The sequence below is a fragment of the Herpetosiphonaceae bacterium genome (genome assembly GCA_036374795.1).
Lineage (GTDB): Bacteria > Chloroflexota > Chloroflexia > Chloroflexales > Kallotenuaceae > LB3-1.
Genome location: DASUTC010000056.1, coordinates 28458 through 50540 on the forward strand (window position 1 = coordinate 28458; position 22083 = coordinate 50540).

The window sequence follows — 22083 nt, forward strand, 5'->3', positions numbered from 1 at the left end:
ATGGCGTTTGCACGATCCCCGCGCGCCAAAACCACCCAGCTCTCGAAGCAGCAGCTGCTTGCCGAGAGTGAGGCAACCTGGCGCAAATGGCGCGCCTTTCTCCGCGAAAAGCAGGCGGAACACCAGCATCGTCAGGCCGAGCGCGCGGGCCTGGATGATCTGACGCAGGCTGCGGGCACGTCGATGGAGGTCGTGCGCGCGCGGCTGACCGCCGCCGAGCGGCAGGAGCTGAGCGCGATCTTGGAGTATCGCCGCCGCGTGGCGCAGGGGCGGGCAGAAGCCCAGGCCCGGCAGCAGGGGCAGCCGATCCCGGATAGCGAGGAGGTGCTGGGCCAGCTCCTTCAGCAGATCGCGGCGGAGCTGGACGGCAACGTGGCGAAGAGCGGGATGGCGCTGCTGCCGGAGAGCGCGCAGCATCCCGATCGGATGAACGAGTTCAACCACCGCGCGGTCGCCAGCCGGACCAGCGATGACGATTACCTGCTGCTCGGCAGCGATTCGTCGCGCCACCAGCGTTACCGCCTGTTCACCATCGGCGGGGTCCTCCTGGTGATCGTCAGCATCGGGCTGCTGATCTTGCGTCCCTTCGCGGTGGACGGTGCTGCCGCCCCAGCCGCAGCGCCAGTGGCGCAGGTCGGCCGGCAATCGGCCCCGCTCTGGCAGGTCCGCACCGTCACCGTGGGCGATGTGGAGCGCCCGATCAGCGGCGCGGCGCTGGGCTATCCGCTCTTGATCTGCCTGTCCGAGCAGCAGCAAGCGGTCGCGACCGCTGGCACGGAGATCCAGGTGGCGGGACCCGAAAGTCGCCGGGCGTACCGGCTCCATGCCGATCTCACGGCCACGCCGCGGGATCTCGTGGTGGCGAACTGCGCGGTCTCACCGCCGAAGCTGCTGCGGGCGGCGGCGCTCGTCGCCACCGAGACCAGCCAGCCGCTCGATCCGGCGCTGATCAGCAAGGTCGCCGTCTGGGGGCCGGACACCGACCCGGCGACGATCCCCGCCGAGCGCATGCGGGTGGATCTGCGGGTGCGCGATGCCGAGATCGGGCGGACGACGTTGATTCTGGCCGACGGCACCACCTGGTCGCCGACCGCGACGACGCCGATCAGCGACGGCGTGGAACTGCGCTACCTCGTCCCGCTCGCCAGCGGCACGCAAGAGGCTGGGTGGGACGTGGCCCTGGATGATGGCCTGTCCGGACGCCTGGCGCTCAACCTGCCCGCGCCCGTGCGCCGCGCCGAGCTGCTGCGTGAGCGCGTCACCGTGCAGCCGGGCGCGGCGCGCGTGGTCAGCCGGGAGGGTCGGCAGCGGCTAGAAGTTGCGCTGACGCTGACCCTCGCCGACGGTGCGTCAGATCTGACGCTGCTGCCCGGCGATCTCGCGGTCAGCCGGGAGGGCGGCGCGGTCATCGCCACGATCGAGTGGTCGCCGCCGACCCTGTCGGCGGGGCAGCCAGCCACGGTGACGATCGGGATTTCGCTCGATCGCGCGCGGGGACCGCTGGAGCTGGCGCTGGCCGGCTACCGCGCGCGGATCGGCTGGGAATAAGGAGGTATCCGTGTTCAGCGATCGTGGTGCATGGCCTGCGCGCAGCCCGCCCGCGCACCGGCGCTGGTTGGTGTTCGTGTCGGCGTCGTCATTGGTGCATTCCACACGGGAGAACCATCGTATGTCTGCCATCCTTCTTCGTCGCGGTCCAACGGTGATCCGCGTTGCTGGTTTCGTCCTCCTGTTCAGCCTCGTGCTCATGCCGCGCCTCGCCTTTGCCCAGGATGGTGGTCCGGGCAATCCGTTCGCTGACGCCGACGCCCAGGAGGCCGCCCTGGACTTTGTGCGCTCGCTGGTCTTCTGGGTCTGGATCGCCTGCGGCATCGGCGCGCTGGTGTGGGCCGCTGCCTACTGGTTCCAGAGCGTGATCCCCGACGTGTACAACCAGATGCGCGGCATGCTGCGCAACGGCGTGCTGATCATGGCCGGCCTCAACCTCGTGGTCAGCTTCATCATCTCGCAGGCTGAGGCCGCGCGGGACTCGGGCAGCAGCCGCCCGGAGCGTCCGGCGATGGCGGTCGTCGTCCGTCGTTCCGTGTAGTCGGTGGGGCGCGTCGTCGCTGACGCGCCCGCACCCTGTGTCGTTGGGGATTGGTGCGATGTACACCCATCAAGAAGACTTGAATGCCCGTGGCCAGAGCCGGCAGCTCGGCATTTTTACGACCGCGAATGCCGCCGGCGCGGGCGTGCTCGGCCTCGTCACCTGGCAGCTGACCCGCATCCTGGGGATCACGGGGGATTTTTGGGACGCGCAGTTGTGGGTCCAGGCTGCCCTGGTCCTCGGCGGTGCCGCCCTGGGCGTCGTCGTGACGTTCCGCTGGAGCGGCTTGTCCGTGCTCGACCGCCTGCTGCTCTGGATCAGCTTTCAGCAGCGCCGCCTGGCCCGGCACACGCTGATCCGGCCCCAGGCGGCGGTCGCCACCGAATCCGACGACACCATGCCGACGGTGTACCGCGAGGGCGAGGTGCTGCTGCGCCCCTATCGTCCGGAGGATGCGCCCTATGGCTGAGCCGGTGATCCTCGTCGTCCAATCGTTTGACCAGGGCATGCGCGAGGAGGAATGGTCGCTCGACGAGCAGTGGACCCCGTTTTTCGCCAGCCAGGAAGGCCACCTGCGCATCATCTCGATGACGCGGCGCTTCGACTTGCGGGCACCGCAGCAGCGCATTACGGAGCGGTTGCAGCCGTTGGATCTGCGGGCCAGCCGCTTTGCCCCGATCGCGCAGCTGGTGGGTCGCTGGGACGATCCGGCGACGATGACGGGCCTGGAGCAGGCGGTTGCGGCGCTGCCAGGGCCATTACGCCGGGAGCTGGAGGGAGCCCTGGGCGGGCACGCTCGGCAGCACCACGCGACCTGGGCCACGGCGCTGGATACGCTGGGCCAGCCGCTGAGCTGGCGGCGCTGGCTCAAGGACTACCACCAGCTGTATGACCTGCTAATGCATCAGGTGGCGCTCCGCGGCTTGCAGCACTATCTGCTGGCGTGGCTGCCCGACGGCCTGCGCCCGGAGGATCAGGCCGATCTGGTCGCCAACGCCTTCGATACGGCGGTCCACGTCGCCGATCTCCCCGCGCTGCTGCCGGGCGAGTATGTCGAGCAGGCCCAGTGGTTGGAGCCGGTCGAGCTGCACCATCCGTATGTGGCGCTCCTGTGTAGCTATGATCTGGCCGGCACCTGGGATGTACGGACCCTGCACCGGCTGCTGAGCCTCGACATGGACCTCGCGATCTGTGTCGACATCGCCCCTGTCTCCCGCCTGCGCAGCGAATGGCAGGCCGAGCATACCGCCGCCGTGACCGAGAATACCCTGGCGCGCGAGGGGGCGCGGGATCATAAGGTGTTGAAGCGCTACCGTGCCGCCAAGGAGATCCAGGAGCTGCTTGACACCCAGCAGCTGCATGATGTCCGCGTCATCGTCGCGGTGCAGGGCCGGGATCTCGACGAGCTCCACCGGCAGGTGCGCCAGGTGATCGCCGCCGGGGGATCGCGCCTGAAGCTGATGCGTCCACCTTATGGGCAGGGGCCGCTCCTCCAGTTCTTTGGCCCCACGCCGACCAGCCGGATCGAGTCGGCGGCGCGCCCGCGCCGCATTCCGAGTCACGGGGTGGCGGTGACGGTCCCGTTTGGCCTGCGGAAGCCGGATCGCACCGATGGTATCCTGTGGCTGCTTCAGGGCGACACGCCGATCCTGTTCGACCCGTTCCCGCCGGGACGCGCGGGCCACGCCGTGATCCTGGGCAAGACTGGCTCTGGCAAGACCTTCGGCTTCAATACCTGGGCGACGCGCCTGGCGGCGCTGGGCTGTCAGGTGGTGATCTACGAGCCACAGGGCCATTCGCGGCGGCTGGTGGAAGCGGCGGGGCGCTGTGGCGCGCGCTACGTGCTCGATCTGCGCCAGCAGGTCAACGTGCTGGATGTGGTGGCGACCCGCGACGCGCAGGGGCGGCCGCCGTCGCTCGGCGAGCAGATCGCGCATGTGACGGCGCAGCTCAGCGTGCTGCTCGGCACCAGCCGCCCCGGAGGCGACGGCAAGGTCGTGTTTCTGGCCCGCGAGTGGACGAGCCTGGAGCGGGGCATCCTGGATCTCGCGCTCCAGCACCTGTATGCGGGCGTGGATCTCGAAACGCTCACCGTCGATCGCACGCCCACGCTGACCGACCTGTGTGATGGTCTGGCGACGGTGGCACGGCAGCTCCACACGGAAGGTGAGCGCGAAGCCGCAGCACTCGCCCAGCGGGTGGCCACGGAGATCAATCTGCGGCTGGTGCGGGGCTCGCTGGGGGCGAGTTTCAACGCGCGGACGACGGTGGACTGGAACTTCACCCATGATGTGACCGCGTATGACTTCAGCGCGATTCCTGACGGCGAGCTGCGGACCTTCTTCTACGGCCAGGCATTCGCGGCGCTCAATCGAGCGATCCGCTCGCCGCTGCGCGACCGGTCGCGTCCGCTGGTCTCGGCGATCGACGAGTTCCAGTACATGCGGCGGGTGCCGTGGCTGGCGACGTTCGCGGCGGAGGCCACGAAGACTTGGCGGACGTTCAATGGGCATTTCTGGACGATCGACCAGGACGCGCATACCTACCTGGGCGCGGAGGGCGGCGTGGCCGATGAGGCGATGCTCTCGATCTTCCAGAACGCGACCATCAAGATCATCTTCCGCCAGGACGCCGAGCCCGCCAAGCGGCTGGGGCATGTGGTCGATGGGCTGCGTACGGCGCATGTCCAGCAGATCAAGCAGCTTGGGCAGGGGGAATGCGTCCTGGTCTGGGAGTCGGATGGCGAGGACCAGCGCCAGAATGAGGTCTTCGTGGGACGCGTGGAGCCGACGGATGCCGAGTTGCGGGTGTTCGCGGGGACATAGGGGTGGCGAAGCGGCTCCCTGCGAAGCACCATCAGCCTGCATACCCGTGCATACAAGTCTCGTAGACCACGAGCGCGGAACTCCTTGGTCTACGAAGTCGTCCGTTCTCAATGTTTCTCGCGAACATAGGAGATGTAATCGAGTCATCCGGTGTCATGACCTTCTGCAAAAATGTGCTCGCGAATTTGTCGGATACCACGATCGCGTGACTCCACTGTTGCAGGAGGCTTCCCATGGTGCTGAATCCAGATGACATACACCTCTGATTGCTTCATGACAAGACAGCAGAGCTTCGTAGATAAAGCTTGAGGACACGTCGAGCAGCATAGCTCGACGTGTCCTCGTACAAGAAGCAGCTTGCTCCGTTACGGGATAACAATCACAGCGAAGGGATCGCCTCGCTTCATCTTGTTCCTTATGTAGAATCCGCTCATCAAAGTTCCCTGAGGTCTGAATTCCGTCATCGGCACGGCACGTATGGATACATCCGCGCCGCCTTGCTGAGTTGATGCGAATGGATACTCGTCACACGAGAGTTTGTTGGGATTGGTCGGTTTGAGACCAAGCCCCTTCTTGGCCTTATACGAACATGCCTCCTCACGATTGTTTTTTGTATCTGCGTGTGCGAGGCCATTAAAGGTGAGCAGCATTGGATAGCTCCCATCTTGCGCAGCTTGAATATGCGCTGACGTCTCGTCCAGTCCCGCACCTTTGCGATAATACTTGACGATCGGAATGATGCATCGTTTTGGTACGATCTGCTCTAATATCAACAGACCGACTTTATCCTTGTTCACCGCCATGATGACACTGGTGACGTACTGGAATTTACACCTGACTTCCTCACTTAGTCGAATCAGCGCTCCCATAATACGGACGATGATCCCCAGCAAGCCCGCATATTCTCCGGCAGGCCCACCAGCGCCCGAGCGGGTAGTAGTTTTCGGCTCTGGTTGAGGAACCTGGAAGAGGCCGGACGGATCGGCGTAGTTGATGGGGTTGCCATGCACGTAGCCGTAGCGGTTCAGCTCGATCGGGTTGCGGAGATTGACCGGCGCCGGATCGCGACTCAAGAAGTGTCCGTCTGCTGGATTGTAGTACCGGGCGCGCAGGTAGGTCAGCCCGGTCTCCGCGTCGGACTGCTGCCCCGTGTACTGGTAGGGATTGACCGTCGTCCCCTGCCGCTCCTCCACCGTGCCATACGCGGTGTAGCGGTAACGGTCGGTCACACTGCCCGCGCCATCCGTCAGGGCGCGCGTGCTGCCCTGGGCATCGGCCAGGTAGTAGCTGGTGGCACCCGACCGAGTCTGCGACACCAACTCCGAATCGCCGAGGACGTAGCTTGCTAACACGCCACTGCTGCCGGTTTCGAGGACCACGTCGCCGTAGACTGAAACTTCATCCCACAGGTAGTTCGTGGTAGCACCGCCGACCGTCTTGCTGACGCGACGACCATCGGCATCATAGCCGAAGCTGGCGTTGGTCGCGCCGGGGATGGTGACGTTCGTCAGGCGATCCTGCGCGTCGTAGCGGTAGCTGGTGACGCTGCCGCCGTCGTCGATCTCGACCAGGTTGCCGCGCCCGTCGTAGCGATACTGCTCAGTCCCCGCCGAAATGACCTGATCCAGCACGTTGTAGCGGTACGCGGTGGTTTGACCGCCTACCGTCTCGGTCAGCCGGTTGCCCACGCCGTCGTAGGTGTAGCTGGTCTGCGAGACGAGCCCGCCGCTGCTTCCACGGACGGTCTCACTCGTGAGTTGGGAGGCACTGTTGTAGCGCCACTCGACGGTGCGCTGGTCACTTTCGGTGACTCGCGTGCGGTTGCCGACCGGATCGAGCGTGTAGGTGTAGGATGCGATCACCCCCTGCGCGGCGTTCCGCTGCATGATGCCGATCAGGCGGTCGCGCTGGTCGTAGGTGTAGTCGGTCACCACGCCATTCGGATAGCTGCGCTGCGTGCGGTTGCCGACCGCATCATAGCGATAGGTGGTCGTCGCATTCTCGTGATCGGTCACGCTGCTGAGGCGATCGGCGTCGTCATAGGCGTAGGTGGTCGTACCCGCCGCCGTGGTCAGCGAGCGCCGATTGCCCGCCGCGTCGTAGCTGTAGCGAATCGTCCGGTTATCGGGCTGCGCAATCTCGGTGATCCGATCCAGGTAATCGTAGGCGTAGCGGGTGACGCCCCGGCGGTCGGTCACGGTTGCCCGCTCGCCGACCGGCGTGTAGGTGTAGCTGACGGCTTGCCCGTCGGCGTAGGTTGCCGTGACCAACTGGTCCACCACATCGTAGGCGAACGTATTGGTCTGCCCGTCCGCCAGGCGATGGCTGGTCTGGTTGCCCACGACATCGTAGCCAAACACCTCGAACGATCCATCCGCCCAGGTCTTTCTCGTGAGCCGCTGGAGCGCATCGTAGGCGAAGCCGGTGGTATGGCCGTTGGCATCGGCGATCTCGGTCAGGTTGCCCAGCGCATCATAGCGGTAGCTGGTCGCCTGACCGAGCGGATTGGTCACCGCCAGCAGCCGATCCACGGCATCGTAGCGGTAGCCGGTCGTGTTGCCCGCCTCATCGGTCGCGCTCACCTGATTGCCAGCGGCGTCATACGTCGCGCGGCTGGTGGTGCCGTCGGGATGGGTCGTCAGCATTAAGCGACCGCGCACATCGTAGGTGTAGCGGGTGATATGCCCGTTGGCGTCGGTCATCGTGACGCGCTGGCCCAGCGCGTTGTAGGTGTAGGTGGTGGCGTGCCCAAGCGCATCGGTGATCGACAGCACGCGACCAGCGGCATCGTAGGTGTAGGTGGTGGTGTGACCGAGCGCATCGGTCTCACTGATCGGACGCCCCGTCGCGTCGTAGCTGTAACGCACGGTGCTCTGCATCACCGCGCCGTCGGTGAACGTGGTGCTGATGAGCTGTCCGGCGGCATCATACTCGTAGCGGGTGATTCGCCCCGCCGGGTCGGTTTCGGTCAAGCGGTTGCCGCGCCAGTCGTAGGTGTATTGCTCGGTGGTATTGTCGGGATAGATGACCTTCGTCAGGCGATTGGTGGCGTCGTACTCATAGCGGGTGCGGCGACCAGCGGCATCGATCTCGGCCGTGGTGTTGCCGCTCGCGTCGTACTCGTAGCTTGTGACCTGCCCCAGCGGATCGGTCACACTCAGCAGCCGGCCCAGCGGGTCGTACGTCGAGCGCGTCGTAGTGCCGAGGGCATCCGTCTCGCTGAGCCGCAGCCCCAGCAGGCTGTAGCTGTAGGTCGTGGTGCCGCTGAGCGCGTCGGTTTCGCTCAGTACGTTGCCAACAGCATCGTAGGTGAACGTTGTGCGATGCCGATTGCCATTCGTGCGACTCAACACATTGCCCCGCGCATCCCAGGTGGCCTCGCCGAGCACGCCCAGGCTATCCATCACGCGGGCAGGGAACGAGTTGGCGGTCGGGCTAATCAACAGCGCCTGCCCCAGCGGATCGGTCAGGCTGGTCACGCCGCCGTAGGGCGTATAGGTGTAGCGGGTGGTGTTGCCGAGCGGGTCGGTGATGGAGGTGCGATGACCCTTGGTACTATACGTGGATGTGGTGGTCTGGCCCAGCGGATTGCGCTCCGCAATCTGGTTGAGATTGCTGTCGTAGACAAAGCTGGTTGTCCGGCTGAGCGGATCGGTCTCGCTGAGGAGCTTGCCCGCACTATTGAAGGTCGTGATCGCCGTGCCGCCATCCGGCAGCGTGATCCGGGTCGTGCGGGTGGCGAGATCATAGCTATACCGTGTAGTGTTGCCAAAGGCATCGGTATCGCTCGTCAACCGTCCCTGGGCATCGTAGGTGGCCGTCGCCACGGTCACCCGGCGGGGATCGACGGCGCTGGTGAGCAGATGGCTGGCGTCGTAGGCGTAGCTTTCGGGCGTCGCAACGCCGGGCCGCGTGACATCGACCAGGTTCCCTGCCGCATCATAGCTGTAGCGATACACGTTGCCGTCGGGATCGGTCACGGTGGTGATCCGGCCCTGCGCATCGCGCACAAACGGCACGTTCAGATTGCCGGCGCTGCTGGTGATCCCATCGCGGCTGAAGGTCAGCGTGGTGCCGGTCAACTCCTTGATCGACCGCATCGACCCATCCGCGCCCATCGTATACACCCGACCATAGGGATCGGTGTAGGTGTAGGTGGTTGGCCGGTAGTCGGTGGACGCTGCGAGGAAGCAGAGCCATTGCCCACCGGAGCGCACGAGCAGCGAACATCCGTTGGCGGTGAGGCTCCCATAGACCCCGGCTTCGGGCGTGTAGGCCGGGGTGTAGAGATAGCCAAATATTCCGCCGGACGAGCGTGGCGTGAACGCGAAGGTCACGCGCTTGCCGCCCGGCTGGGTCAGCGTCACGTTCTTGGCGCTGTCCACCGTGAGCTTCGGACTGCCAACCGTGAGCTTCCACCCATGCCCAAAGTCGCCGACCTGATGGCGCTCCAGGCTATCGTAGGTGCGCCCGATCGTGATTGGCAGGCCGGTAATCGGCACGGTCAGGTCGGTGAGACTGAAGGCGACCCGGCCCGGCTTGTACTCGCCGCTCACCGTCACCTGAATGCCACTATACAGGGTGCGACCATCGGCGCCGGTGGCGCGGAGCCGAATGAGATACGCGCCGTTGGCAAGCACCGTCGTATCGAGCGTGCCGATCGTGCCGCTGCCGGTGATCTGGGTCGCGATCGTCGTGACCCGGCTGGGATCGTCGACCGGCCAGTAGTCGAGCGTGCCGTCGGCGAGGGTCATGCCCGGAAGGAGCGTGATCGGCACCCTCCCGCTGATCGCCGTCCCATTCGTCGGACCGGCGATCCAGCCCGGAATCGCAAGCTGCGGCGGTGGCGGGACCGGCGTGGGCGTGGGCGTCGGCGTATTGGTCGGTGTGGGTGTCGCCGTTGGCGTGGCCGTGACCGTTGGGGTCATCGTTGGTGGTGGTGGATCGCGCAGGACCGTGATCGTGACATCATCGCTACTGGTAAGCTGCGAGTCACTGCCCGTGAGTCGGAGGACATAGGTGCCTAACGCGCTCAGATGCACGCTGGTAGTTGCCTGGGTTGGATCAGTAAAGGTCACGGGCGCTGGCCCACTCACCTGCGTCCAGGCCACCGACACGGTACTGTTGCGGGGAAAGCCGTCATCACTGACGTTTCCCTGCACGGTGATCGGCGTATCCGCCAGGGCGACCTGGCGATCCGGCCCGGCGTTGACCACTGGGGGATTGTTGCCGATACCTCCTGGCGTCAGATTTTTTCCGCGGATGGCGAGGCTTAAGAACTGCCCGCGCGAGTCAACATTAATCACGTCCATGCCGCCGGCCTGCTGAAATACGCTATGGGAGGCATTACCATTGAGATCGGCGTTGGTCAGACCCATCGCTGCGCCGGCAGGGGTCACGATAATCCCGACCTCGGTCTGATTGAAGCCGACGGTGCTGATCACAAAGGGGATAAACTTGAATCGATCCCGAGTCGTCCCGGTGTACACGCGGAAGCCGGCACTCCGGTTGCCCGACTCATTGAACGCCACCAGACCGCCGCCCGCGTTGACAAAGTTCAAGAGCTCTATCGACCGACTATTCAAGATGTCGAGCTCGTCCTGACGCAACCAGCCGCCATAGTCGGAGGCGACGACTACGACATCATACGCACTGAAGTTCACGGTGCGGAGGTCAAGCACCCCGGCTGTCCCAGACCCATAATCGGCAAGCGCATAGGAGGTGAATCCGGCGGCCTGGAGACCGAGCCGCGGGTCAGATTGATCGCCGTTCGGATTGCGCAGATCCGTGACCAACAAGATCTTCGGGTTGGCTTTGCCCCAGGTCACATAGGTGATCGCCCGCTGGATAATGTGCTGAGATCCGAGCGCATTGGAGCCCCTGTAGGCGTGATAGTCGGGATCATGCCCGGTGATAAAGATACCGCCCGGTTGCGTGCTGGCTGGGTTGGCGACGGTGATCACCACATCATCACTGCTTGACAGGGCCGAGTCGCGTGCCGTCAGCCGGAGCACATAGATCCCGGCGGTACGGAAGGTGGCGGTGGTCGTGGCGGCACCGGCATCCCCGAAGCTGACGGTTCCCGGTCCGCTCACCTGGCTCCACAGGATCTGCAACGTTCCGTCCGCAGGCAAACCATCATCGATGGCCCGGCCATCAAGAGCTGCGGTGATGGTCGGGAGGGTCAAGGTTTGATCCGCGCCCGCATCGACAAACGGAGGTTGATTGATGGGGGTTGGGGTCGGCGTTGGGGTGTTGGTCGGCGTTGGGGTGTTGGTCGGCGTTGGGGTGACGGTGGCGGTCGCCGTGGGCGCCGCCGTTGGCGTGGGGCGCGCCACCGTGATCTGCACCTCGTCAGCGCCCGTGAGCAGACCATCGTCGGCGGTCAGCCGCAGCGTATAGACGCCGGGCACGCTGAACGCGGCGGTGCTCTCCGGCTGATCCACCGTGCCAAACGTGACCGTGCCCGGACCGTCAACCAGCGCCCACTGCACGCTGAGAGTGGCGGTGGTCGGCAGCCCATCGTCGCGGACCTCGCCGATCAGCGGCAAGATCGTCAGGGGCGATGGAATGAGCTGATCCGGCCCTGCATCCACGATCGGCGGCTGATTATCAGGCAGGAGCACGATCAACACGGTATCGCTGGCTTCGGCCTCGCCATCGCTGGCGGTGAGCCGCAGCTCATACACCCCAGGCGCGCTGAATGTTGCGGTCGTCGTCGCGGCCTGGGGATCGGCAACGGTCACGGTGCCAGGGCCGGAGACCACGCTCCAGGTCAGCGCCACCGTGTTCGCGGGCAGGCCATCATCCTCTGCGGTGCCTGTGAGCGCCACGGTGGCTGCGGGGTCGTCGATGCGCTGATCCGGTCCCGCGTCTACCGTGGGCGGCTGATTGATCTTCGGCAGGGCGGGATCGTCACAGATCTGCCAGCCCAGGAAGCGCGCCGAGATCCGGTGCTGGCCCGGCAACTGATACGCGGTGAGCTGCACCCGCGCAAAGCTGACCACATGATAGCGCGTGCCGCTCCCGCTCCCGCTCGCCGTATCCCAGACTGGCACGATGCTTTCGACCGCGAGCCGCTGATCCAGGGCCTGGCGCACGGCGCTGCTGGTGCCAACGCCGGTGGTGCCGCGCACCCACTCGCCGAGCGACAGATGGTGATCCTGCGGATCGTCGGGATTGACATAGGTCTGGCTATCGCCCGGCGGGGTCAGGCTGCGCGCCAGCGTGGGTGTGTCCTGCTTCCCGGTCCAGGAGAGCCAGCCAAAGTTCCCGGCTCCAGTGCCGTTCAGCATATCGACAAGCTCACTGCCCGGTACGGCCGTGGCGAGCGTATCTCGGTAAAGGGCGATCGGCGCGAAGGTACAGGCGGTCGGCGTTGTGGCCATGGTCACGGGTGGTGCGGCTGGGGCTGGAGTCGGTGCCGTGGACGCTTCGGGGCGCGGCGGGGCAGCGGGGACAGATTCCGTACGGTCCACCGCGGCAGCAGAGCGCGTGGGCGATGCAGGCCACACCGGGAGCAAGACGACGATGAACACCAGCGACAGACAGCGATAGACAGCCGTGAGCATAGCGAGTTCCTTCAGCGTGACGCACGCGGTCAGGCATGCGCGATCGGATCAGGAGCGACCAGGGGGGATGGTCGGGGGAGCAGTTCGGCAAACTGGACGTGTACCGTTCCACGCGGCACTGGTGCCGGGGAGCACCAGGCATCGGGACGCGGACCGGGATGATGGTGTGAGCACAACCGTGAATGCGCCTCAGCGTATCCTAGATGGAATGAACCGAATGTAGGACGATGGTCCTCCCAGACGAGCGATACCTGGGTCTGAACGATCGCTGACGGTTTGAGTCAGCCACCAGGTTGGGATCAGCAGTGGCAGGTGCATAGCTGCAGGATAGCTTTCCCCGGCAGCGGGTCTTACGCACGCCTTGGGTGCTTCACTGCTGGTCGCCGATGCATCGGCAACCGGGCGTCAGCCTCTGGTTGGGATGGTTCCGCTGGCGGCTGGAACACGCACCCATATCGACCGCTGGACTGCTGCTGAGCGAGCCTGGCGCATCCCGGCCACATGATCTCTGCTCCGCGCCGATCCATCGAAGATCACCCGTGACGTGGCTACCGTGCCAGCTTTCCAGACGCACGATAGCCTGGCACATCATCGGTAGAGGGAGTACACCACATCCCAGCCCGGCTGTGGGATCGGTTTCCGATCCAAAAGCGATACTGTTATGCGATTAGATGAGGTGGCGCTGGCATCTTCATGTGGGGAGCAGGGGTCCACCGCCATGCCCCGGATCTGACCCAAGCGACTGAGCCGCGCACGTGGGTCCGCGCAGTGAAGATTGTCCAGATCGCGACTCTCACGATCAGCTTCCGGCAGGACGCGGCGCTGCTGAACCGAGCCGTGCCAACACGGCCCTGCGGGTGGGTCCTGTACGTCATCGGAGCCAGCGCTGGATCATGGCGATGGTGCGTCGGCGTGGTGGGGTGGCTCGTTTCACCAAGCAGCCGCTGGGCGACCGGCTCAGCGGCGGACGCGGGAGCGGATATGCGTGGCCTCCGGCGTGTCGATCACCCGGACGATCGCCAGCGCGGCGCGCGACGGCAACTCCTCGAACAGCCGACGACCACCACCGAGCAGCACCGGGATCTGGTGGATCTGTAGCTCGTCCTGCACGCCGGCCTCGATCGCCCGCTGCGCCGTGTACGCGCCATGCACCAGCACATTGCGCTCCCCGGCGGCGGCCTTGGCCTGGGCCATCGCGCTGGCGATCCCATCGGCCACGTAGGTCACCAGCGGGTAGTTCGCGGCGGACGGGCCGGGCGGCCGGTGACTGACCACGAAGATCGGGACGCCATGATGGTTCCCGCCCCAGTAATCGACGATCTCGACCGTCCGCCGGCCCGCGAGGACTGCGCCGGTCGCGTTGATGTCGTCGACGAAATGCCCAGCCGGCCAGGACGACCGGAAGGACTCGCCGTCCGGGTTAAGCGCCCAGTGGTGCAGCCGGTTGCCATCGTCGCCGCCGAGCCGATCGGCGGGGTCGGCGATGGAGCCGTCGAGGGACATTGACATGTAAAGGACTGAGAGAGCCATTTCGACCTCCTGTGGTCGCGATCCAAACGGGTTTCACCGTCGTGGAGCGTGGTCTGGCGGCATCGGGCAGCCGCCAGGCGGACCCCATGTTCACACCACCCCGGCACACCAGAACCGCCGCGCGATCAGGGACCGGACCCGCCCGCATCATACTGGAGAATGATGATCGTGGAGGTGTCGCTGGTCACCGTAATATTTGGCACGCGGAAGATCGCAAACGGGATGCCCGCAGGCGGGGTAACGGTCAAGGTGTAGCTCTGACCAGGGGGAGTCGGGAAGAGCCACAGCACCACGTCGCCTGCCGCGTTCGTGACTGTCTCGGGCGCCACATAAAAGGAAGACCCGCTGACCGACAGGATGCCCAGGGAGAGCTGATCGATCTTGAGCCGGTGGGTCTCAATCTGGGCTCCGGCAACGGGCAGGCCGAGGGAGTCCTCGACGTGGACCATCAGACGTTTGAAGGGCAGCACCAGATCCAGCGTGGTGTTCTCCCGCACGGTGAGGGGTGCCAGGTGCCGCGCATCGGTGGAGAGACGGTAGCGCCCCGACGCGGTCTGCCAGGTGCTTGTCCTGAGCGACCCGGACAGGTCGATGTGGTACGTCCCAGGCGGCACCTCGACGCGAAACGCGCCCGTGGCATCGGTGGTCTGGAAGACGGACACGGAACCACGGGCCGCGCGGAGATGCACGCTTTGCTGCGCCAGCCCCTGGCCGTGGGCATCCCTCACCTGACCGCTAAGGATCACCGGGGCCGGGGCTTGGGGAATCCGCACGACATGGATGGCGGGGTCGGTAGGCACGCCGCCACCAGGCGATGATTCCTGACGGGGCCGTGGTCGGGAGGTATCCAGGCCCGCGTGCGGAGCCAGTAGGTGCGCCACGGGGCGTTGGCCAGCGGCGACCTGGAGAAACCGGTCAAGCTCGTTCGGTGGAATCGCGAGACACCGCGCCAGGCGCAGGGCGATCCGCCGTCGGAGAGGCTCCACATCCGCCTCCAAGTTGCGGATCGTGACGTCGGCGCAGTCCACGCACCGGGCGAGGTCGGCGTGGGACAAACCGAGCGCCTCGCGGCGGCGGCGGAGCCACGCGCCCAGCGAACCACCCTCTGCATCTGGTGGCTCCCCGGTCGGAAGCGGTGGAGAAGCGTCCAGGTCCGTGCGCGGAGCCGGTACGGGTGGTACGGAGAGGTCGCCACGCGCCAGTTGGAGAAACCGGTCAAGCTCGTCCGGTGGAATCGCGAGACACCTCGCGAGGCGCTCGGCGATCTGGCGCGATGGACGCGCAACGTCCGTCTCCAGGTTGCGGATCGTGACGTCGGGGCAGTCCACGCACCGGGCGAGGTCGGCTTGGGACAAACCGAGCGCCTCGCGGCGGTGGCGGAGCCACGATCCCAGCGAACCACCCTCCGCATCTGGTGGCTCCCCGGTCGGAAGCGGTGGAGCAACGTCCAGGCCCGTGCGCGGAGCCGGTAAGCGAGATATGGGGAGTTCGCCACGCGCCACCTGGAGAAACAGATCGCGCACATTCGGGGGGAGGTCCAGGCAACGGGCAAGGCGCAGCGCGATGTGGCGCGCGGGACGCCGCACATTGGCCTCCAGGTTGCGGATCGTGACGGCTGCACAGCCCACACAGTGGGCGACGGCGATGTGGGTGAGACCCAGCGCTTCCCGCCGCCGACGAATCCACGCGCCCAGCGACGACACCTGCTCATGATCATCGGCCATTGCGTATTCCCCGGAATGCGGGCGCAGCACCGCAGGATGCTGCGGCAAGATAGACATGGGGGGTGGGCATGCGTGATCACCTGCGATCCATTGTAGCGCGTTTTGGATACAGTGGGAACACCACTGAACACGTGCATCCGCCAGCGCGGCGTACCGACAGACCCCAACTGCATGGCTGCGCCTGACCGTCGCGATCCCGCACAGCGCAGCACGCCCTGTTCGTGCGCATCGCGCTACACACGGACAGGTATCCGTGGTGCGCCAAGACCTCCTCGGTGTTCGTGATCAGACATCGGGGCTGAGTCAGGGAGACACAGCGCTGGCGTCACATCCCCACGCGCGCTGCGCCTGCCTCGGTGCCGTCACGATCGGGATCAGTCCCCCAAGAGTCCCAGGACCAGCATAGCCCAACACGCCCCAAAGTTGGCAGATAACACGTTCCTGACGAGCGCTCCCCTGCGCTATGCTGAGACGAGATCCCGAGCGTGGCGGGCAGACCGGCCCGGCACCGGAATCCCTGACGAGACATTACACCAGGAGCGAGGATGCGCTACCGAATCACGGGCCCAATCACCAGCCCCGACGCCATCGTGACGGAGGAACTGCAGCGTCTGCTGGCGCACGCGGGCACCGTCACGATCAGCACGGTCCTGGTGGGACCACCCTACAAGCCCACGCCGTATGTGGCCTGGGTGATCGAGGTACCGGATGCCGTCGCCGAGCTGGTCACGACGAAGGTCTTCCCGATCGTGCTGGGCCGTGACGGAGCCGTCCAGCCGATTGCTGCCATTCCCGATCGCCCGGAGTGGACGATCCGCGCCCTGCTGCACCCCACCGCTGACGCCCAGCCGCTGCTCGATCTGGACACGTTCCCCTGGGCGTCAATCAGTGTCCAGCTCCACTGGAAACCGGGTCGCTGTGCTGGACTCGTCCGCGCGAGTGCTGAGGATCGGGAACACCTGCGCCTGGTGCGGGAGCGTGGGTGGACGGCCACCCAGATCCCACCGCAGATCCCAGCAGCGGCAGCCAAGCTCGCCCGGCCCGTGCGGCTCCGTGCCTATGGAGGCGCGCCCTGGTTGGGACCGCGCAGCGCACCCAGCGCGTCCCTCCCTGCGCCCGTCATTCCTGCACCAGCCGCGCCATCTGTCGGTGCGATCGATGCCGGATCTGCCGATCGGCTGACGCCCCCATCCGACGACCACGCCCTGACGACCACGACCCTCCCAGACATGCTTGCCGCTCCCGGCGCGCCGGGCCTCCTCCTGGGCGTGCAGCCGGATGGGAGTGGCGTGACACTGGCGTGGCATGCCCTGACGCTCGCCCTCGATGCGCCGCTCGCCCGGCAGCGCCACGCGGTGCTGGCCCTGCTGCGGCGTGCCTTTGCCCAGGGGATGGGCGTGCTGGCCATCCTGCCCCATCCCCTGCTGACGGATGGGCTGCTCGCGCCGTGGGCCACCCGCATCCGGCTGCTCGATGGGCGCGATCTGTGGGCGAGTGCGGCCATTCCCTGGCATGCGCTCGACCGCGACGTGCTCCAGACCATCTTGCAGATGGCAGGCGCGCGGCTGCCGCTGCCTGATCTGCTGCCCGAGCAATTTGCCCCGCTGCTCGCGCAGGTGGGCCTGGCTGAGTTGGCGACCGATGCGGTGAACGGCTTGACCGCGCGACCGGGCGATGATCTGGCAGGCGTGCTGCTGGCCGGGGGTGGCGTTGTGCTGGCGGATCAGGGGAATGGGGCCGGGGATCTGCTCGCGAACCTCGTGCTGGCGGCCTGCGCGCCGGCGGGACAGGGGGATCGCCCGCTGCTGATCATCCGACCCGCGGCGCTCGCCGTGCCGGAGGTCCTGGGGACGCGCGCGATCCAACTGGTGCTGGGCACTACCGCCGCGCATGCCACGATCCGCGCCGTCGAGGATGGCTGGCACCTTGAATCGGGACTGGGCGGGGCAGCGATCCGCGTGAGCGCCGATCTAACGGCCGAGCCGGCGGGTCTCGACCTGGCGCTGCATACGTCGCTGGTGACGACGCTCGATGGACCGGAGCACCAAACCGCGGCAGGGCAGGACGATGCGGACGCCTGGTATGCCGGCCAACCGACCACGGTGGAGCGAGCCGCCGTACTCCCCGGCCAGGCGCATGATCTGCCGGTCGCGATCGCCACGGAAGATCCTGTTCCAGCACTGGATGTGCCTGCCGCCGCGCCGGTGATTCCGAGCTGGGAAGCACCAACGCCAGCAGCGACCTCGGGCCAGGCCGCAGCACGCATCACGAACGCGCATGCACCAGCGGTGGGAGAAGCTGACCTACCAGATGCCCTGATGATGCTCGCCGCTGATCCCTTCCTGGGACTTTCGCGTGATGACGTGGCGACGACGGAGCGAGACACGGCCGATCCGGTCGCACCGGCCCTGGTGGATGCGGAGGATGGGTTCCCCGCGCATGACACTGGCGCGATCGTCGACTCAGGCTCCATGGCTGACGCTGCGGACCTCGTTGGTGCAGCGGATGACGCGGTCCACCTGGCGGATGCCACCATGAACCTGCACGACGTGTCGCGCACGCTGGGAGCGACACCGGGGGATGCGTTCACACCGGATCTGCTCCTGGACGATCAGCCCGTCGATCGGCTGCTCGAAGCAGCTCCACTCGGAGGAGCCGACGCGGGAGCGGCATTGGTCCTGACCGATCTCGCGTCGCTCGACCACTGGGATGTGGCGCTCCTTGATCCAAACGAGATGACGGGTGGCGATGGCGATCTGCCGCTGGATGACCTGCTGTTCGTCGGTGACGATGCGACGTTCGGGTTCGACGTGCCGCTGGACGCCGTGCCCGTCGGCGATGATCCGCTCGTGCCGGATGCGTCCCTGCTGGCGGCGATTGCCGCCTTCGACGAGCCGCTGGCGGAACCCCCTCCGGATCTCCTCCTCGTTGATGCACCCGACCTGTTCCCAGCGGTGCAGGTGACGCGAGCGGACGCGCAGCTGCGGGAGCGAGATCCGGCGCACGACGATCTGCTCCTGGTCGCTGCGACCGATGCACCCGTGGCACAAGCGCTGCCGCTGGACGATCTGACCCGTCAGGGCGACGAGACGGGCGATACAGAGCATCACCCTGTGCCACGCCGATCGCTGCTGGCGGTGCGACCACGGCGCAGATGGACGGCCCGCCCAGCGTCCAGGCGCGACGGAGAACTCGTGGCCGCAGCTCCGATGGTCACGCGCGCCAACGGGGATCAGCAGTACGAACGCGATCTGCTGGTCATGCCGCCAGCGGCTGCGGCTGACCTGGCTCCCCTGCCCGTCGTGGTGGATGATCCCACCGATGCTGCTCCGCTGACCATGACCACATCTGCTCCCGACGACGAGTCTTCGATCATGGGCGTGACGAGCAGCGACGAGGCCGATGTGCCATGCAGCCCGGTGCTCGAAGGCGTGTTCAGTCCGCCGCCTGCGTCTGGTGCTGAGTCCCTGCTGATCCCCAACGTGGATGCAGCCGATGTGGCGGGCCCGATCGGTGGGGATGACTCAGGGAGCACGGGCGACGCGGACGATTCCGTCGCGCTTCCCGCTGGCGCTCGGCTGTGCATGGGCGACATGACCCTGGACGGAGCAGCCATCTGGACACGCTGGCGGAGCGGAACCAGCATCCCCGCCATCGTCCGCGATCTGGCGGCGCAGCAGCAGCTCGATCCACGGGCGCTGCGGATCGCGGTCAAGGCCCTGATCGACCGATCGCTGGCCGAACGACGGTCGGCGCAGCCCGTCCCCACCCCGATGCCGCCCACGGCACCTGTGCTCGGCGATGCACCGAATGGCGAAGACCCGTCGGCGCATCATGCCGCGCCGGCCAGCGCGGGGCAGCCGACTGATCAGGTGGTCGCGGCGGGGGCGCAGCCAGATGCTGCGTTCCTCGACGAAGCCGGCGGGGACGATACACCCGGGGTGCTCCTCGACGCCGTGGCGCACGCTGCGGACGACCTCCCAGCGACCGTGGTTCCCGATGCGGAGACGAGCGCACGCGAGCGGGTGCTCGTGGAAGATGACGGCATGCTCACTCCAGAGGCCGCGCCGCTCCCACCGGCAGCGATGCTGCCGGACTGGCCGGATGCGCGGATCTGGACGACCTGGCAGGCGGGCACGGGCATCCCGGCCCTCGTGCGTCAGATCGCCGCGGCGTGTCCCGATCGTGATCCCACGGCGATTCGGCAGGTGGTCAAGGCGGTGATCGATCGCCACCTGGATGACCGGAAGCGCGCGGGTGTCTCCCAGGCGTCAGCAGGCGCGGTCCAGCCGTTGGTGTCACGCCCCGAACCGCTCGCTCGCGTCCAGGATGCGGCAGGGTCAACCACGCAGGCTGCGAACGGCTTGGGCCAATGGAGCAGCAGCCCACCGATCCGCGTCGCGCCGACCGAGCTGTCTCCTGCCGCCGACGGCGCGTCTAGCGCGGAGGCGCACGATGTGGCGGCGGGGGCGGCGTCCGCATCCGGCTTAACAGCGCACTCCGATGACGATGCGATCTGGGCGGCCTGGCAGGCCAGTGTTCCCCTGCCGGACATGATCAGTGACCTCAGCGGCTTCGAGCGCGGTGCCCAGGCCGAGACGGCCCGTGAGCGGATCTATCAGGTAGTCGTGCCGCACCTGGTGGATGAGCTGGCCGCCTGGGACATCGTGGAGCGCGTGGTCGCGAACCGAAAGCCGCTGCGCGCGCAGCAGGAACGGTACGAAGATCTGCTGCGCCGGATGAATCGCCAGCGCTATCCCGTCGGCGGCGCCGTCCATACCAAGACGCATGACCGGCTCGTGCGCATCATGCGTGCCGAGCTGGCGAAGCGCGTCGCGGTCTAAATGCATAGGCCGACGATTGCCCACCGCGATGTCCATGATCTGTTGCTGTTCTGACGACGAGGAAGACTCATGCCCGCCGCCCGTTCAAAACCGACCTCCCAGCCCAAGCCCGTGTCGCTGGCTGCGCGCTACGCGCAACAGGAGCAGCGTCAGGCACTGCTCCGCCTGGGTGCCGCGCTCGCGCCGATCCTGTTCGTGGTCGTTCCAAAGCTGCCCTCGCCGATCGCCGGGTATGACTGGAAAGCCTGGGTCTGGCAGGGCCTCGCACCCACGCTGATGCAATCGTTCCCACCGGCCGGCACCGCGCCGATTCCGCCCCAGCCCTTGCTCACGTGGATCTCCGTTGCCTGGGCCGTCGCCGGGATCTGGCTCATCGGCAGCCAGATCCAGCATCTCATGAGCTTGTACGCGCAGCGCACCCGTCCCCTCACCCTGGAGCGGACCTATCTGCGCCTGCGCACGCCGTTTAGCGTGACGCTGAAGCCCGAGGATGGCGTGACGCTGCTGCGCACGCTCCACGGCATCCTGCCCCGGTCCAATCTCCTGCGCGGCGATGGCACGCCGGTCGTCTTACGCTGGACCGGGCGGCCCGAGCTAGCGGTGGTGCAGGGCCTGAGCGTGCAGGGACCGCCGACGCTGATCACCAGTCTGCAAAAGGTGTTTCAGGGCGTGAGCCGGGGTACTAAGGTGGACATCCAGTCCGATCCGCTGCTGGCCGAGCTGAAGCCGGGCCGCGTCATCTGCTGGACCGACATCCGCCTGCAGGGGCCGGACGCCCTGGCGATTGCGATTCCCGCCCGCGAGAGTCCGTTGCTGAGTGGTCTCCTCCAAACCCTGTCGCCGCTCCGCGACTGTTTTGTGAGCGATTTCCAGATTCTCCTCCGCCCCGTCGCGGATCGGGTCTGGCGGACGAAGGTGCTGGCCATGCTGGAGCGGCTGAAGCTCGATGCGGCGTCGACCGAAAAGCGGGTGATGGAGCAGAAAGTCGCCGGCCCGGCCTTCGACCTCCATGTGCGGGCGATCGTGGTGGCGGCCTCGCCGGAGGCGGGACAGACCATGGTCACGACCATCTGCGCAGCGCTCGCTGCCTCGGCCCAGGCGATTGCGAATGCGGAACAGCGCCTCGTCGCCGGACCCATTCAGGTGCTGCCCGCGGTGATTCCCGCGCCGCCACCCTTCCCAGTCACCCGCGCGCGACTTGCCTGGCTCACCGGTCTGATCCTCGCCATGACGGCCTTGGGAGCCGTCTGGTACGTGTCGAGCACCCCCCGCTCAGCATGGCTGGGACCGGCGATCTGGGTACTTCCCGTGCCGCTCCTGGCCCTGCCGAGAACCGTGCTCGGCACGCTGTGGTACCGGGGGACGCGGGCCGGTCTGCCGGTCCGTCTCAACACGATCCTCAAGAGTGTCATGCCCGCGCGCAATCCGCGGGTGGTGCCGATCTGGAGCGACTGGCTCGGCCACCTATCCTAACGACCCATCCACCATGCCATTGCAATC

The 22083-nt window shown here is 66.5% G+C and carries 9 protein-coding genes; 6 read left to right on the forward strand and 3 right to left on the reverse strand.

Annotated features, from left to right (window positions below; translation table 11 throughout):
* Genes VFZ66_03600 through VFZ66_03615 form a run of 4 tightly spaced genes read left to right on the forward strand, consistent with a single transcriptional unit; the run spans position 1 to position 4914 of the window.
* Positions 1-1548: a hypothetical protein gene (locus VFZ66_03600; protein ID HEX6288245.1), complete on the forward strand. Its 1548-nt coding sequence runs from the start codon at positions 1-3 to the stop codon at positions 1546-1548.
* A gap of 10 nt (positions 1549-1558) precedes the next feature.
* The gene (locus VFZ66_03605; GenBank protein HEX6288246.1) at positions 1559-2089 is read left to right on the forward strand and encodes a hypothetical protein; all 531 of its coding nucleotides are present in this window, start codon (positions 1559-1561) and stop codon (positions 2087-2089) included.
* A 58-nt stretch (positions 2090-2147) separates the two neighbouring features.
* Positions 2148-2558 (forward strand): hypothetical protein, encoded by a 411-nt coding sequence (locus VFZ66_03610; protein HEX6288247.1) that lies wholly within the window; start codon positions 2148-2150, stop codon positions 2556-2558.
* The gene (locus VFZ66_03615; GenBank protein HEX6288248.1) at positions 2551-4914 is read left to right on the forward strand and encodes a hypothetical protein; all 2364 of its coding nucleotides are present in this window, start codon (positions 2551-2553) and stop codon (positions 4912-4914) included. The genes VFZ66_03610 and VFZ66_03615 overlap by 8 nt, the downstream gene beginning before the upstream one ends.
* A 365-nt stretch (positions 4915-5279) precedes the next feature.
* On the opposite strand, the gene VFZ66_03620 is transcribed toward VFZ66_03615, so the two are convergent.
* The 3 genes from VFZ66_03620 to VFZ66_03630 all read right to left on the reverse strand — a co-directional run bounded on the left by VFZ66_03620 (position 5280) and on the right by VFZ66_03630 (position 15739).
* Positions 5280-12209 (reverse strand): RHS repeat-associated core domain-containing protein, encoded by a 6930-nt coding sequence (locus VFZ66_03620; GenBank protein HEX6288249.1) that lies wholly within the window; start codon positions 12207-12209, stop codon positions 5280-5282.
* A gap of 1233 nt (positions 12210-13442) precedes the next feature.
* Positions 13443-14015: a dihydrofolate reductase family protein gene (locus VFZ66_03625; GenBank protein ID HEX6288250.1), complete on the reverse strand. Its 573-nt coding sequence runs from the start codon at positions 14013-14015 to the stop codon at positions 13443-13445.
* A 125-nt stretch (positions 14016-14140) separates the two neighbouring features.
* On the reverse strand, positions 14141-15739 hold the full coding sequence (locus VFZ66_03630) for a helix-turn-helix domain-containing protein (protein HEX6288251.1): 1599 nt from the start codon (positions 15737-15739) through the stop codon (positions 14141-14143).
* A gap of 545 nt (positions 15740-16284) precedes the next feature.
* On the opposite strand from VFZ66_03630, the gene VFZ66_03635 reads away from it, so the two are divergent.
* Complete coding sequence (locus tag VFZ66_03635; GenBank protein ID HEX6288252.1) at positions 16285-20583, forward strand: hypothetical protein; 4299 nt, start codon at positions 16285-16287, stop codon at positions 20581-20583.
* A 69-nt stretch (positions 20584-20652) separates the two neighbouring features.
* Positions 20653-22056, forward strand: coding sequence for a hypothetical protein (locus VFZ66_03640; protein ID HEX6288253.1), 1404 nt, complete (start codon positions 20653-20655; stop codon positions 22054-22056).
* The last annotated feature ends 27 nt before the right edge of the window (positions 22057-22083 follow it).

Coding starts and splice junctions, on each gene's coding strand:
- VFZ66_03630 (HEX6288251.1), bottom strand. CDS start 15,739: ATGGCCGATGATCATGAGCAGGTGTCGTCGCTGGGCGCGTGGATTCGT.
- VFZ66_03635 (HEX6288252.1), top strand. CDS start 16,285: ATGCGCTACCGAATCACGGGCCCAATCACCAGCCCCGACGCCATCGTG.
- VFZ66_03640 (HEX6288253.1), top strand. CDS start 20,653: ATGCCCGCCGCCCGTTCAAAACCGACCTCCCAGCCCAAGCCCGTGTCG.
- VFZ66_03625 (HEX6288250.1), bottom strand. CDS start 14,015: ATGGCTCTCTCAGTCCTTTACATGTCAATGTCCCTCGACGGCTCCATC.
- VFZ66_03615 (HEX6288248.1), top strand. CDS start 2,551: ATGGCTGAGCCGGTGATCCTCGTCGTCCAATCGTTTGACCAGGGCATG.
- VFZ66_03620 (HEX6288249.1), bottom strand. CDS start 12,209: ATGCTGAACGGCACTGGAGCCGGGAACTTTGGCTGGCTCTCCTGGACC.
- VFZ66_03610 (HEX6288247.1), top strand. CDS start 2,148: ATGTACACCCATCAAGAAGACTTGAATGCCCGTGGCCAGAGCCGGCAG.
- VFZ66_03600 (HEX6288245.1), top strand. CDS start 1: ATGGCGTTTGCACGATCCCCGCGCGCCAAAACCACCCAGCTCTCGAAG.